This window comes from Erythrobacter sp. BLCC-B19 (assembly GCF_028621955.1).
Taxonomy (GTDB): domain Bacteria; phylum Pseudomonadota; class Alphaproteobacteria; order Sphingomonadales; family Sphingomonadaceae; genus Erythrobacter.
Window position 1 is genome coordinate 2,803,163 of sequence record NZ_CP117516.1, and the last position, 14,612, is coordinate 2,817,774.

General features: G+C 65.0%; 13 protein-coding genes. 10 read left to right on the top strand and 3 right to left on the bottom strand.

What is annotated here, in order from left to right:
- Nucleotides 1-41: 41 nt before the first annotated feature.
- Entirely contained in the window at nucleotides 42-1,433 is a 1,392-nt protein-coding gene (locus PS060_RS13125) for a cryptochrome/photolyase family protein (RefSeq protein WP_273983750.1), read from the top strand.
- A gap of 68 nt (nucleotides 1,434-1,501) precedes the next feature.
- A complete protein-coding gene (locus tag PS060_RS13130; protein WP_273983751.1) occupies nucleotides 1,502-2,689 on the top strand; it encodes a serine hydrolase domain-containing protein in 1,188 nt (395 codons plus the stop codon).
- Nucleotides 2,690-2,707: 18 nt separating this feature from the next.
- On the opposite strand, the gene PS060_RS13135 is transcribed toward PS060_RS13130, so the two are convergent.
- The 3 genes from PS060_RS13135 to purF form a co-directional block, all read right to left on the bottom strand.
- Nucleotides 2,708-3,055 carry a PilZ domain-containing protein gene (locus tag PS060_RS13135; RefSeq protein WP_273983752.1) on the bottom strand — a complete coding sequence of 116 codons (348 nt, stop codon included), beginning with the start codon at nucleotides 3,053-3,055 and terminating at the stop codon, nucleotides 2,708-2,710.
- A 134-nt stretch (nucleotides 3,056-3,189) separates the two neighbouring features.
- Nucleotides 3,190-3,912, bottom strand: a complete 723-nt coding sequence (locus tag PS060_RS13140; RefSeq protein WP_273983753.1) for an SDR family NAD(P)-dependent oxidoreductase — start codon at nucleotides 3,910-3,912, stop codon at nucleotides 3,190-3,192.
- A gap of 6 nt (nucleotides 3,913-3,918) precedes the next feature.
- Complete coding sequence (purF, locus tag PS060_RS13145) at nucleotides 3,919-5,406, bottom strand: amidophosphoribosyltransferase (protein ID WP_273983754.1); 1,488 nt, start codon at nucleotides 5,404-5,406, stop codon at nucleotides 3,919-3,921.
- Between the two features lie 218 nt (nucleotides 5,407-5,624).
- Between purF and PS060_RS13150 the strand changes: the two genes are divergently transcribed.
- The 8 genes from PS060_RS13150 (at nucleotide 5,625) to PS060_RS13185 (ending at nucleotide 14,587) form a co-directional block, all read left to right on the top strand.
- Nucleotides 5,625-6,878: a lipoprotein-releasing ABC transporter permease subunit gene (locus PS060_RS13150; protein WP_273983755.1), complete on the top strand. Its 1,254-nt coding sequence runs from the start codon at nucleotides 5,625-5,627 to the stop codon at nucleotides 6,876-6,878.
- A complete protein-coding gene (locus PS060_RS13155; protein WP_273983756.1) occupies nucleotides 6,871-7,551 on the top strand; it encodes an ABC transporter ATP-binding protein in 681 nt (226 codons plus the stop codon). Before PS060_RS13150 ends, PS060_RS13155 begins: the two co-directional genes overlap by 8 nt.
- A gap of 91 nt (nucleotides 7,552-7,642) precedes the next feature.
- Nucleotides 7,643-7,876, top strand: a complete 234-nt coding sequence (locus PS060_RS13160; protein WP_273983758.1) for a hypothetical protein — start codon at nucleotides 7,643-7,645, stop codon at nucleotides 7,874-7,876.
- Nucleotides 7,873-8,352 (top strand): glutathione peroxidase, encoded by a 480-nt coding sequence (locus PS060_RS13165; RefSeq protein ID WP_273983759.1) that lies wholly within the window; start codon nucleotides 7,873-7,875, stop codon nucleotides 8,350-8,352. Before PS060_RS13160 ends, PS060_RS13165 begins: the two co-directional genes overlap by 4 nt.
- Before the next feature lie 74 nt (nucleotides 8,353-8,426).
- On the top strand, nucleotides 8,427-11,927 hold the full coding sequence (dnaE, locus tag PS060_RS13170; protein WP_273983760.1) for a DNA polymerase III subunit alpha: 3,501 nt from the start codon (nucleotides 8,427-8,429) through the stop codon (nucleotides 11,925-11,927).
- Nucleotides 11,928-12,043: 116 nt separating this feature from the next.
- On the top strand, nucleotides 12,044-13,645 hold the full coding sequence (locus PS060_RS13175) for a long-chain fatty acid--CoA ligase (RefSeq protein WP_273983762.1): 1,602 nt from the start codon (nucleotides 12,044-12,046) through the stop codon (nucleotides 13,643-13,645).
- A gap of 4 nt (nucleotides 13,646-13,649) precedes the next feature.
- Nucleotides 13,650-14,153 (top strand): GNAT family N-acetyltransferase, encoded by a 504-nt coding sequence (locus tag PS060_RS13180; protein ID WP_273983764.1) that lies wholly within the window; start codon nucleotides 13,650-13,652, stop codon nucleotides 14,151-14,153.
- Nucleotides 14,150-14,587 (top strand): DUF1330 domain-containing protein, encoded by a 438-nt coding sequence (locus PS060_RS13185; RefSeq protein WP_273983765.1) that lies wholly within the window; start codon nucleotides 14,150-14,152, stop codon nucleotides 14,585-14,587. The genes PS060_RS13180 and PS060_RS13185 overlap by 4 nt, the downstream gene beginning before the upstream one ends.
- The last annotated feature ends 25 nt before the right edge of the window (nucleotides 14,588-14,612 follow it).

Consider the following 14,612-nt stretch of genomic DNA (forward strand, 5'->3'; position numbering starts at 1 on the left):
GACTGCGTCGCCTCGCAATGACGAGAGAAAATCAGAACCCAATGCCCCATCCCCAAATCCTATGGCTGCGGCGCGATCTGCGCCTTGCCGATAATCCTGCGCTCTACCACGCCGCCAAGGCTGGCCCTGTGATCGCGGTCTATGTCCTCGATGACGAGAGCCCCAAGCACCACGCCTATGGCGGTGCCTCGCGCTGGTGGCTGCATCATTCGCTGGCGAGCCTTGCCGAGAGCCTTGAGGCCAAGGGCAGCAAGCTGATCCTGCGGCGCGGAGAGGCGGTCGCGCAACTCAACAAGCTTGCGGCAGAGGTCGGCGCGGCCACCATTCACGCAAATTGCCACTACGAACCGTGGTGGCTGAACGCTGAGCGCAAGCTGGCCAAGAGCCTCGACCTGCAATTGCACCACGGCAACTACCTCATGCCGCCGGGCAGCATCACCACCGGTACGGGCGGGCAGTACAAGATCTACACCCCCTTCAGCCGCGCCGTCCGCGCCGAATTTCCGCCGCGCTCCGAAGTCCCCGCGCCCGAACGCCTTGAAGCCCCCGCCAGCTGGCCCGCCTCGGACGATTTGGCGTCATGGAACCTCCTCCCGACCAAACCCGATTGGGCTGGGGGAATGCGCGACTTCTGGCAGGTGGGCGAGAACGCCGCCCACGCGCGCCTCGCCGCATGGGAAGCGGACGTCGACGACTATGACGACAAGCGGAACCTGCCGAGTGTCGACAAGGTCTCGAGACTCTCCCCGCACCTGCATTTCGGCGAGATTTCGCCGATCCAGATCTGGCACCGCTTCAAGGATCGCCAAACCAAAGGCTGGGAAACCTTCGAAGGCGAGCTGATCTGGCGCGATTATTCGCAGAACGCGATTTACCAGTTCCCTGCCTACGCCACCCAGAACTACCGCGAGGACTTCGACCGCTTCCCCTGGCGCCATCCCGCGACCGATCCGGCCGCCGCGCGCGACCTGAAGGCATGGCAGCAAGGCCGCACCGGCTACCCCATCGTCGATGCCGGGATGCGCCAGCTGTGGCAGACCGGCTGGATGCACAACCGCGTGCGGATGATCACCGCGAGTTTCCTCATCAAGCATCTGCTGATCGACTGGCGCGAGGGCGAAAAGTGGTTCTGGGATACGCTGTGCGATGCCGACTACGCCTCCAACGCCACCAACTGGCAGTGGACCGCCGGGACAGGGGTGGACAGCAATATGTTCAGCCGGATCATGGCGCCGCTCAGCCAGTCGGAAAAGTTCGACGCCGCCCGCTATATCCGCACCTATGTGCCGGAATTGAAGGGGCTGGAGGAGCCCTATGTCCACGACCCCGAAGAATTCGGACGCCGCCCGGCGGGGTACCCGCGCAAGATCGTGCCCCACAAGGCCGCACGCGAGCGGGCACTGGCGGCGCTGAAGACGATCAAGGCGGGCTGACGGGGACTTGCCCGTGCCGCCCGCGAAGGCCTATGCAGCCTCTCAGCGAATAGAGAGAGGGTGAGATCATGGGTGTTTTCAGGGTTGCGGTGTCGCGTGCCGCGCTGGCTGTGCTGCTCGTTGCGACCGGGGCTCAGGCCGAGGAGCATGGCCCGGCCACTCCGGATGCCCGCATGACCCAGCCACCCGCGCGCGATCCGGCCGATCTGGCGGTGCTGTTCTGGAGCGATGCGCAGCGCGCCGAGCGGTTCCGCGCGATGGAACAGTGGTTTGCCGGTCACGAAGTCGCTGCTGCGGCGACCCCGCGCGCGCTGCCACAGGGCGCGCCGCTGCCTGATGCGCTGCGGGCAGAGATCTCCGCACTGATCAAGGCGACGGACACCGCCGGGGTCATGGTGCTGGCAGATGGCAAGGTGGTGCACGAGGAATATGGCCTCGGTATGGGACCGCAGGATCGCTGGACGAGCTTCTCGGTCGCCAAGAGCTTCACCTCGACCTTGCTGGGCGCGGCGGTGAAGGACGGACATATCGCCAGCCTCGATGATCCGGTGACGAAGTATATCCCCGGCCTTGCCGGCAGCGCCTACGAAGGGGTTACGGTGCGCCAGCTCGCGACCATGACCAGCGGGGTGAAGTGGAACGAGGACTACACCGATCCCAATTCGGACGTCGCCCAGATGAACCGCTTCGTGGTCGAGTATGGCCCGGAAGCGATCGTCGCGCAGATGAAGGCGCTCCCGCGCGAGGCCGAGCCGGGCAAGAAGTGGGTCTACAAGACCGGCGAGACCAACCTGATCGGCCTGCTGGTCGAGAACGCCGTCGGCAAGCCGCTGGCGGAATATGCCAAGGCCAAGATCGTCGATCCGGCCGGGTTTGCGGGCGATCTGTTCTGGATGGTCGATCCGCGCGGTGGGAATATCGGCGGATGCTGCCTTTCGATCCGTCTCGCCGATTACGCCCGCATGGGGCAGTTCGCGCTCGAGGGCGGCAAGGGCGTGGTGCCCAATGGCTGGTTCGCCGAGGCGACCGACAGCGCCGTCGATTTCGGCGACAGCGGCTTCGGTTATGGCTACCAGTGGTGGACCTATCCGCAAGGCACCTATGGCGCGCAGGGCATCTTCGGGCAGGGGATCACCCTGTTCCCCGACAAGCAGGTGGTGGTCGCCTATATCGGCAACTGGGCGACCGCAAGCGGTGGCCCGGAGCGTGGGCAGATGCTTGATCTCAGCCGGAAAATTGCGGCTGCGGTCAAATAGACCGCAGGCCGGGCGGCCTTAGCCCATCTGGCGATAGACGCCGGTGTTGCTGTAGCGCTGGAGGATGTTGTCGTGGACGATCGGGCTGAGCAGCTCGGTAAAGGCGCATCCCACAACGCAATTGTCCCACCACACCACCTCGGCGCGGAGCGATTCGAGGCCGGGCAGGGTCAGCCAGCACATCTGGCCTTCGTGCATCCGGTTGATCGAGGCCGCCGAAAAGCCCGAGATCGACAGGTCATGCACCACGCTCTGGAACGCCCGTCCGCCCGAGGCGCGCAGCGTTGCGGGGATGGTGAGGCGCGTGCGCGGGCCGCAGCGATCTTCCTGCGCGGCGGTGCGATAGGAGTCGGAGCTCGACGGCATAGTCATTAACCCTGTGCTGGCGTCAGCGGTCTCGCGGCGGAATGGTTCACCGCTGTCATTGCGCCAGATTTCGTTAAGCGCGACTTTCGAGCATTGGTTAACGGCCGGGTAGGGAGACCGCCCGAGAAACGCGGTCAGTCGATCCGTTCGCGGTGCAGCGCCGGGAAACCTTCGGTCAGCAGCGCCACGAGCCGCTCGGCGACGACTTCGGGTGCCTTTACCGTCTGCGGGTCTTCGCCCGGATAGGCACGCGCGCGCATCTCGGTGCGGGTCGCGCCGGGGTCGATGATCGCCACGCGCAGCGGGCTGAGGCGTTCGACTTCTGCCGCATAGGTCGCCAGCAGATTGTCGAAGGCCGCCTTGGTGGCGCTGTATGCCCCCCAATAGGGCCGGGGCGCTGCGCCGACGCTGCTGGTGAGGCCGATGATCTTGCCCGCCTTGGCATGGCGCAGCAGCGGATCGAACCCTGCGATCAGCGCCTGGGTCGCGACCACATTGGTCAGCAGCGCCTGGTTGAACTGCTTGGGCTCCATCTGCGAGGCCGGGGTCAGCTCGGGCAGATAGGCAGCGGCTAGCACCATGATGTCGAGCGTGTCCCACCGTCCGGCGATCGCAGCGGCGAGGCGGCTGACGGCGTCGGGTTCGATCAGATCGACCGGCGCGATGGTCGAGGTGCCGCCCAGAGCGTGGATCTCATCCTCGATCGCTTCCAGCGCCTTGACCTTGCGCGCCACCAGAATGACGTGCGCGCCTGCCGCAGCCAGCGCCTTGGCGGTGGCGGCACCGATCCCGCGGCTGGCACCGGTCACAAGCGCGGTCTGGCCGGCGAGCGGCTTGGCGGTGGAGGTGTCGGTCATAATGGGTCAGGCAGCCTTGGGATCAGCGAAGGGAAGCTCGGCGGTCTTGGCTTCCGCGAGCGCGAGGTCGGTAAGCGAGGTCGGGTATTCGCCGGTGAAGCAGGCGTCGCAGAACTGCGGGCAGGCCTTGTCGCGGCCCTGCTTCCCGACCGCGCGGTAGAGCCCGTCGATCGAGATGAAGGCGAGGCTGTCGGCCTTGATGAATTCCCGCATCGGCTCCAGCTCCATGCGCGCCGCGAGGAGCTTCGAGCGTTCCGGCGTGTCGACCCCGTAGAAGCAGGAATGGGCCGTCGGCGGGCTGGCGACGCGGAAGTGGACTTCCCGCGCGCCTGCCTCGCGCATCATCTCGACGATCTTGAGGCTGGTGGTGCCGCGCACGATCGAATCGTCGATCAGCACGATGCGCTTGCCTTCAACCAGCGCGCGGTTGGCGTTGTGCTTGCGCTTGACGCTCGAATGGCGCGCGCCATCACCCGGTTGGATGAAGGTGCGCCCGACATAATGCGAGCGGATGATGCCGAGTTCGAACGGCAGGCCTGAAGCCTGCGCAAAGCCGAGCGCGGCAGGCACCCCGCTGTCGGGCACGGGAACGACGAGATCAGCCTCGCACGGTGCTTCGATGGCAAGCTGGGTGCCGATGGCCTTGCGCGCCTCATAGACCGAGCGGCCCGCGAACACGGAGTCAGGGCGGCTGAAATAGACGTGCTCGAAGATGCAGGGGCGCGGGGCTGGGTTGCCGAAGGGACGAACCGAGCGGATCTCACCGGCAAAGTCGACCAGCACCAGCTCGCCCGGTTCGATCTCGCGGATCACTTCCGCGCCGACCACGTCGAAGGCGACCGTTTCGGAGGCGAACAGGATCGCATCGCCCATCCGCCCCATCACCAGCGGGCGGATGCCGAGCGGATCGCGGCAGGCGATCATGCCTTCGGGGGTCATCACGATCAGCGCATAGGCACCCTCGACCAGCCGCAGCGCGTCCACCAGCCGGTCGGCAATGGTGGGATAGCGCGAGGTGGCGACGAGGTGGATGATCACCTCGGTGTCCGAAGTTGACTGGAAGATTGACCCCTTGGTGACAAGGTCGGTGCGCAGCATCATGGCGTTCGAGATGTTGCCATTATGCGCCACCGCAAAACCGCCGCTCGCCAGTTCAGCGTAAAGCGGCTGGACGTTGCGCAGACCCGATCCGCCCGTGGTCGAATAGCGCACGTGACCTGCTGCCATGTGGCCGGGCAGGGCGGCGATGGCATCGGAGCTGGAGAAATTCTCGGCCACATGGCCAAGCCCGCGGCTGGCGTAGAATTCCTTGCCGTCATAGCTGACGATCCCGGCCGCTTCCTGCCCGCGGTGCTGGAGGGCGTGGAGGCCCAATGCCGTGGTCGCGGAAGCATCATTGGCGCGGATCACGCCGAAAATCCCGCATTCCTCGCGCAGCTTGTCGCCATCGGCATCGAGGAAGGGGTGGGTCACATTGAGCGGTGTCATCGGCATCACCAGACAGTTCCGTGAAATGGGCCCCTGCGGCGCAACGCCCCAATGGCGATGTGACGGATCAATTACAAGGGGAAGCGATGTTGCCATGCGCGCCTTTTTGGCGACCGGTCTGTGACAGCGGGGCTGGCGCGGCCTGATGCGGCGGGGATTGCCGGGGCGTGCGGGCGGCCTTACAGGCGCAAGGAACCTAAGTTTCAGGGCGCCTTACACCTCTCATGCTTTCCCCCTTCGAATGGATGATCGCCAAGCGCTACCTCTGGCCGGGCAAGGGCGAGGCGTTCATTGCGCTGGTCGCCGGGATTTCGGTCGGCGTGGTGATGCTCTCGGTCGCGATGCTGGTGATCGTGATGAGCGTGATGAACGGCTTTCGCGGCGAATTGCTCGACAAGATCACCGGGCTGAATGGCCATGCGGTGGTGCAGGGCTATGACGGGCGGATCGAGCAGTGGCGCGGGGTCATGGATGATCTCGTGAAGACCCCGGGCGTCACGGCGGCCTCGCCGATGATCGAAAAGCCGCTGCTGATCAGCTACAAGGGCAGTGTCGAGGCGATCTTTCTGCGCGGCCAGACCGACACGGATCTGAAGACGGTCGGCGACAAGGTGCTGCTCGGCGACATTGCCAGCCTCTATGCTCCGCCCGGTGAGGATGGCTTGCGCAGCGTCGCCATCGGCAGCCGGCTGGCACAGAACCTCGGCATCCGGGTGGGCGACAGCATCACCATCATCAACCCGGCCGGGCGCACCACGCCATTCGGCACCACCATTCGCCAGCTCCCTTACAAGGTCGGCGCGATCTTCGAGGTCGGGATCTACACCTTCGACGAGAAATTCGTGATGCTCCCGCTCGCCGAGGCGCAGAGCCTGCTGCTGATGGGCGATTCGGTGGCGCAGATTGAAGTGACCGTCGATGATCCGGACAAGGTCGGCGAAATCCTCGCGCCCGCCGCCGAGCGCCTGTCGGGCCGCGCGGTGATCGCCGACTGGAAATCGATGAACGCGGCGCTGTTTGAAGCCTTGCAGGTCGAGCGCGTGGCGATGTTCTTTGCCCTGTCTTTCATGGTTCTGGTCGCGGCCTTCAACATTCTCTCCAGCCTTGTGATGCTGGTGCGCGCCAAGACCCGCGACATTGCGATCATGCGCACAATGGGCGCAACGCGGCGCTCGATGCTCAAGATCTTCGTCACCACCGGCACCACGGTGGGTGCGATCGGGACGGTATCGGGGCTGGTGCTGGGCGCGGTGGTGCTGTTCTTCCGCGAGCCGATTGTCGCCTTCATCGCCTTTGCCACCGGCCAGCAGATCTGGGATCCGGAGGTGCGGTTCCTCTCCACACTGCCCTCGCGCACTGATCCGTGGGAGGTGGCAGGGATCGTCGCCCTTGCCTTGGGGATGAGCTTCCTTGCGACGCTCTACCCGGCCTTGAAGGCGGCCAATACCGATCCCGTGCAGGTGCTGCGTTATGAATAGTGGTGCCCCCATCGTCAGCCTCAAGGGGCTGAAGCGCGCCTTTCAGCAGGGCGATACGCGCATCGAAGTGCTGCGCGGGGTCGAACTCGACATCATGCCGGGGGAAATCGTGGCGCTGCTCGGGCCTTCGGGATCGGGCAAGTCGACCATGTTGCAAGCCGTGGGTCTGCTGGAGGGGGGCTTCGAAGGCTCGATCAGCATTGCCGGCCAACGCGCCGAGAGCATGACATCGGACGAACGCACCCGGCTCAGGCGCGAGCATCTCGGCTTTGTCTACCAGTTCCACCACCTGCTGCCCGATTTCAACGCGCGGGAAAATGTGGTGATGCCGCAGATGATCCTCGGCACCAGCCGTGAGGACGCGCAAGCACGCGCCGATGCCTTGCTCGCCAGCCTCGGCCTGGGCGAGCGGCTGACCCACCGGCCCAGCCAGCTTTCGGGCGGCGAGCAGCAGCGCGTTGCTGTCGCCCGCGCGCTCGCCAACCGTCCGACGCTGGTGCTGGCCGACGAGCCGACCGGGAACCTTGACGAGAACACCTCCGACGCCGTGCTCGAACAATTCCTCGCGCTGGTGCGCGGCGAGGGCAGCGCGGCGCTGGTGGCGACCCACAATGAACGCCTTGCTGCGAGGATGGACCGGGTCGTGCGGCTCAAGGATGGCGTCCTGGTCTGACGGCTGGGCCATTTGCGGCCCTGCTGCGATGGACGGTTGATCCGCTGCCGCGCTCGTGCGAACCAGCACGAGGACGTTGAGGGGGGATGCCATGTCCGGACTTGATTGGGATGCCGAGGCGACGCTGCACGAGCGCGATGACGATGGCTCGGAGCTGCAATACAACTTCACCGAGCTCAAGACAGGCGCCTTGCGCGATGTCGTGGCCGAAGTTGCGGCGATGGATAGCGCCCAGCGGGCACGGCTGGTGATCGCGGTCGCGGGCGGACAATCACTCGGGGTGAGCGAAATTCTCGCACTTGCAAAACAGGAAGGCCTCGCATGACCACGATTGCCGATTTCACCGTCACCACCAACAAGGGCGAACCGCTCGACCTGTCGGCAAAGCTCGGCACCGTGCTGCTGGTGGTCAACACCGCCAGCAAGTGCGGGTTTACTCCGCAATACGACGGGCTTGAGGCGCTGTATCAGCGCTTCAAGGACAAGGGCTTCGAAGTGCTCGGCTTTCCCTGCAACCAGTTCGGCGGGCAGGAGCCGGGCAATGCCGAGGAGATCGAGCAGTTCTGCAAGATCAATTTCGGCGTCACCTTCCCGCTGATGGCCAAGATCGACGTCAACGGCGCCGATGCCTCGCCGCTGTTCGATTGGATGAAGTCCGAGAAGAAGGGCTTGATGGGCACCACCGCGATCAAGTGGAACTTCACCAAGTTCCTGATCGACCGCAAGGGCAACGTGGTGAAACGCTATGCGCCGACCGACAAGCCCGAGGCGATTGCCAAGGACATCGAGAAGCTGCTCTGACTTATCCTTCGCCTGTGGAGAATTAACGGGCGGCGCGCTTTCGGGAATCGGCGCAAATTCCTACATTGCGCTCCATGCCCTTCGCCCCCTTCGTTCCCTTGCGTGTGCTGTCGTCCTATTCGATGCTCGAAGGGGCGATCGATCCCAAGGACATCGCCAAGCTGGCGAAGGAGCGCGGCTTTCCGGCGATCGCGATCTGCGACAGGAATGGCCTTTACGGGATCATGGCTTTCGCCGCCGCGTGCAAGGGCGAAGGGGTGCAGCCGATCATCGGCACGCTGCTGGGCGTGGCGCGGGATGAGGCGCGAACACTCGTCGACTACCTGCCTTTGTTTGCGCAGGACAATGCAGGCTATGACAACCTGTGCCACCTCGTCTCGGCCGCGCATCTTGATCGTCCGCTCGAACGCGATCCGCACGTCACGCTCGCCGAATTGGAAGGCCGCACTGACGGCTTGATCGCGCTCACCGGAGCGGGCGAGGGCGGGCTGACGCGGCTGCTGGCGGAGGGGCAGCAGGACGCCGCCGAAAGGCTTGCCGACCGTTTGCAGGCGCTGTTCCCGAGCCGGCTCTATATCGAACTGGCGCGCGCGGGCGATTCCGTCTGCGAGCGGGCTGAGGATGCGCTGATCGACCTCGCCTATGCCCGCGATCTCCCGCTGGTCGCCACCAACCCCGCGAACTTTGCCGAACCCCATATGCACAAGGCGCATGACGCCATGTTGTGCATCGCCAACTCCACCCAGATCGATGCGGATGATCGCCCGCGCTCCAATCCGCAGGCCTTCGTCAAGCAGGCGAGCATGATGGAGGAGGCCTTCGCCGATCTCCCCGAGGCGACCGCCAACACGCTTGTGATCGCCCAGCGCTGCGCCTTCGCGCCGCCGTACCGCAAGCCGATCCTGCCGAGCCTTGCGGGCGATCTGGCAGGCGAGGCGCGGATGCTGGCGGAGGATTCGCGGGCCGGGCTGGAAGCGCGCCTTGCCGCCTATCCCGATCTCACCGAAGACGAGCGCCGCGTCTATTTCGACCGCCTCGAATTCGAGATCGACGTGATCGTGAAGATGGGCTTTCCCGGCTACTTCCTGATCGTTGCCGACTTCATCAAGTGGGCCAAGGACAATGGCATCCCGGTAGGGCCGGGGCGCGGCTCGGGCGCGGGCTCGGCGGTCGCATGGGCACTCACCATCACCGATCTTGACCCGATCAAACTGGGCCTGCTGTTCGAACGCTTCCTCAACCCGGAACGCGTGTCGATGCCCGACTTCGATATCGACTTCTGCGAAACCCGCCGCGGCGAGGTCATCCGCTACGTCCAGCGCAAGTACGGCGGCGATCACGTTGCGCAGATCATCACCTTCGGCAAATTGAAGGCCCGCGCGGTGCTGCGCGATTGCGGGCGCATCTTGCAGATGAGCTACGGTCAGGTCGATCGGCTGTGCAAGATGGTGCCCAACCATCCGACCGACCCATGGACCCTGCCGCGCTCGCTTAACGGTGCGGCCGATTTCAAGCGCGAGTATGACAACGACAAGGAGGTGAAACGCCTCGTCGACCTAGCGATGCAGCTGGAAGGCCTGCCGCGCAATTCATCGACCCACGCGGCGGGCGTGGTGATCGGTGATAGGCCGCTGGCGCAGCTGGTGCCGCTCTACCGCGACCCGCGTTCCGATATGCCGGTGACGCAGTTCGACATGAAGTATGTCGAAAGCTCTGGCCTTGTGAAGTTCGACTTCCTCGGCCTCAAGACCCTGTCGGTGCTGCGCAAGGCCACCGACTTGCTTGAAGCGCGCGGCATTTCCATCGATCTGGGCGCGCTGCCGCTCGATGATGCCGAGGTGTATCATCTCATGCAGGCGGGCAACACCGTGGGGGTGTTCCAGCTCGAATCCGAAGGGATGCGCCGCACACTCAAGGCGGTGAAGCCGACCAACTTCGGCGACATCATCGCGCTCGTCTCGCTCTATCGCCCCGGCCCGATGGACAACATCCCACTGTTCGGCCAGCGCAAGGCGGGGCAGGTGCCGATCGAATATCCGCACCCCAAGCTCGAAGGCATCCTTGCCGAGACCTACGGCATCTTCGTCTATCAGGAACAGGTCATGCAGGCCGCTCAGGTGCTTGCCGGTTACTCGCTCGGCGACGCAGACTTGCTGCGCCGCGCGATGGGCAAGAAGGTGCAGGCTGAGATGGACGCCCAGCGCGGGCGCTTTGTCGAAGGCTGCAAGGCGGTTTCCGACATCGAACCCAAGCGCGCCAATGAACTGTTCGACTTGATCGACAAGTTTGCAGGCTACGGCTTCAACAAGTCGCACGCCGCAGCTTACGCGCTGCTTGCCTACCAGACCGCGTGGATGAAGGCGCATTACCCGGAAGAATTCTACGCTGCCTCGATGTGCTTCGATATGCACCAGTCGGAAAAGCTGAATGTCTTCGTCGATGATGCTCGCCGCTACCCCAACGGACAGGGCGGCGTGCAGGTGCTTGCGCCGTGCATCAACGCTTCCGAGGCGGAATTCACGGTCGAGCAGACCGATGAGGGGTACGCCGTGCGCTATGCGCTCGCTGGCATCCGCAATGTCGGCGAAAAGGCGATGGAGGCCATTGTGGCCGAGCGCAAGGCGGGCGGGCCTTACACCAGTCTCAAGGATCTGTTCGAGCGCCTGCCGCAGGGCACGATGAACCGCCGCCAGCTCGAAGGGCTGATCTGCGCCGGTGCGTTCGACGGGCTGGAGCCCAACCGCGCGCTGCTGTTCGCCAATGCCGATATGCTGATGGCAGTCGCAGACGCAGCGATCCGGGAACGCTCCAGCGGGCAGGCCGGGCTGTTCGGCGGTGATGCGGGGCCAGCAGAAGACCTGCGTCTCCAGCCGACCGAACCGTGGAGCCGCCCTGAGAAGATGGCGAAGGAGCGCGAGAATTTCGGCTTCTACTTCTCCGCCCATCCGGTGCAGCAATATCGCGAGGCGGCGAGTGCCAATGGTGCGCGCACCTATCAGAGCCTGATGGAAGCGGGCGCGCCAGCGGGCGGGCGCGGCACGGCGGTGATGGCGGTGCTGGTCGAAGGGATCACCAAGGCCCGCACCCGCAAGGGCGGCACCTTCGTGCGCGCGGATTTCTCCGATGCCTCGGGCCAGTTCTCGGCCGCCTGCTTTGAAGAGGCGCTGGTGCCCGATTTCGAACGCTGGGCGCAGGCGGGCGAGTGTTTGTTGCTGACGGTGGAACTGGATTCGCCCAACCCCGACGAGCCCCCGCGTCTCACCGTGCGCGGTGCGCGCCCGCTGGCTGCCGTCAGCGGCGCGACGGCGATGGAGTTGACCGCCGATATCGCCAGTATCGAGGCCTTGCGCGAACTCCAGATCGAACTCGCCGCCGCGCAGGGCGAGCGGCCGACGGGCTCAGGCGAGGTGGTTGTGCGCCTCACGCTCGCTGGCGGCGGAGACGTGGATATGCGTCTGGGGCGCAACTTCGTGCTGACCGGCGAATTGGCCGAGCGGCTGGCTTCGGTCGCGGGCATTTCGCGCGTTGCGCTGGTGCCGCTCAAGCGACGCAGCAATCTCAGGCTGGTGGCCTGATATTTCATCTCCGATTGTGATGCTGCCCGATTGCCAAGCGTAACGGCTGCGGGCATTCAATCGCGCTGATTCCCACACAATATGCGCAACATGATTGCGCCCGAATGGAGAGAGTAATGGCACGCCTCGGAGCAATGCAGGACTGGACGATGCGGGTGACCGCGGTGATCGATCACGCCGCGCGCGAGGCGGGCGGGCGCGAGATCGTCAGTCGCTGGGCCGACGGCAGCGAGACCCGCACCGATTGGGCGGGTATCCGGGCCGATGCGCTCAAGATGGCGCAGGCGCTCCAGCGGCTTGGCCTCAAGCCCGGCGACAAGGTTGCAAGCCTCGCCATGAACCATTCGCGCCACCTGGTCAGCTGGTATGGCGTTGCAGGGATGGGCGGGGTGCTCCACACGGTGAACCCGCGCCTGTTCGACGACCAGCTCGAATATATCGTCAACCACGCCGAAGACCGGGTGCTGTGCTATGATGCGGCCTTCCAGCCGATCGTCGACCGGATGAAGAGCCGCTGGCCTACGGTCGAACACTATATCTGTTACGATAGCGGCGCCCATGCCCCCGCTTTCGAGGACTGGATCGGCGCCGAGGACGGCGATTTCGAGTGGGTCACCGGTGCCGAGACCGATCCCTGCATGATCTGCTATACCTCGGGCACCACCGGCAATCCCAAGGGCGTGCAATATGAACACCGTTCGACCGTGCTCCACGCGATGGCAGGGCTGCAACCGGCTGCGTTCAACTTCTCCAGCGCCTCGGTGATGCTCCCGGTCGTGCCGATGTTCCACGCGGCGAGCTGGGGGCTGCCCTATGCGGGCGCGATGGCGGGGATCAAGTTCGTGTTCTCGGCGGTCAATGACCCGGCGGTGCTGCACGATTTGATGATCCGCGAGGGTGTGACCGATTCAGCCGGCGTGCCGACCGTGTGGCTCGCACACTTCCAGTATTGCGATGCCAACGGCCTCGACCTGCCGCCGCTCAAGGCCGCCACCATTGGCGGCTCGGCAGCGCCCAAGTTCATGATCGAGCGCCTTTTGCGGAACGGCACCCGCGTCCAGCACGCCTGGGGGATGACCGAGACCTCGCCGATCGGCACCGTCGGCGGTCCGACCTGGGACTGGGACACGTTGACCCTCGAACAGAAGGTCGAGAAGACCGCGATGCAAGGGCGGCCGATCTTCGGGGTGCAGCTGCGCACCGTCGACCTCTCCGACATGGCGACCGAGCTGCCGCGCGATGGCAAGACCAGCGGCGCACTCCAGATCCGCGGGCCGTGGATCATCAAGCGCTATTTCAAGGCCGAGCAGGATGCGGTCGGCAATGATGGCTGGTTCGACACCGGCGATGTCGGGATCATTCACCCCGACGGCACGCTCCAGCTGACCGATCGCACCAAGGACGTGATCAAGTCGGGCGGGGAGTGGATCAGCTCGGTTGAGCTTGAGAACGCCGCCTGCGGCCATCCGGGCGTGGCTGAGGCCGCCTGCATCGGCATCTACCATCCCAAGTGGGACGAGCGTCCGGTGCTGTTCGTGGTGAAGAAGGCCGGGGCCGAAGTGACCTCGGACGACATCATCGATCATCTGAAGCCCCAGATCGCCAAGTGGTGGCTGCCCGATGCAGTCGAATTCGTCGACGACATCCCGCACACCGCCACCGGCAAGATCAGCAAGAAGGATCTGCGCGACCGGTTCGCGGACTACAAGCTTGCCTGACGCGGTGATCCGGCCTGCGCGCTCCGGGGATGCGCAGGCCATTGCTGCGATTTACGAATGGCACGTCGCCAATGGCACCGCGACGTTCGACACCGCCGCCCCAGGCGCTGGAGAATGGGCCGGAAAGATCGCCGATTTTGCCGCGCGCGGGTTTCCCTTCCTCGTTGCCGAGCGGGAGGGCGTGGTGACAGGCTATGCCTACGCCGCCCGCTTCCGTGACCGGGCGGCCTATGCCCATACCTGCGAGGACAGCATCTATGTGGCGCACACCGCGCGCGGGCAGGGGGTCGGGAGCGCGCTGCTCCCCGCGCTGATCGCGGCTGCGCGCGCGGCGGGGTTCCAGCAGATGCTTGCCGTCATCGGCGGGGGCGAACCGGCGTCGGTCGCGCTCCATGGCAAGTGCGGCTTTGTTCATGCTGGGCGGATGCGCAATGTCGGCAAGAAATTCGGGCGGTTGCTCGATACCGTCTATATGCAATGCGATCTCAGGGAGGAGGGCAATACATGACCTGCGAGACCTATATCGACCCGTCGCCGGCGAACTTTCAGGCCTTCAAGGATCTGCCGCGCGATCAGCCGATCAATATGCTCAACTTGCTGCTTTACCGCGACTTGGCCGCCTATCCGGAGGGCCACGAGCACGCGGACAAGGGCTGGAGCGGGCGGCGCGCCTATCAGGAATATGGCCTGACCAGCGGTCCGATCTTCCAGCGGCTGGGCGGGGTGATCCTGTGGCGCGGGCGGTTCGAGACGGTCGTGACCGGCCCCTCGGGGGAGCGCTGGCACGACGGCTTCATCGCGCAATATCCCAATGCGGGCGCCTTCTTCGCGATGATCAAGGATCCCGATTACCAGAAGGCTGTGGTCAACCGAGGCGCCGCGCTGATCGATAGCCGGCTGGTGCGGTTTGCACCGGGGGAGGCGGGCGACAGTTTCGGCTGAACCTGCAACTGCCACGCCCGCCTGC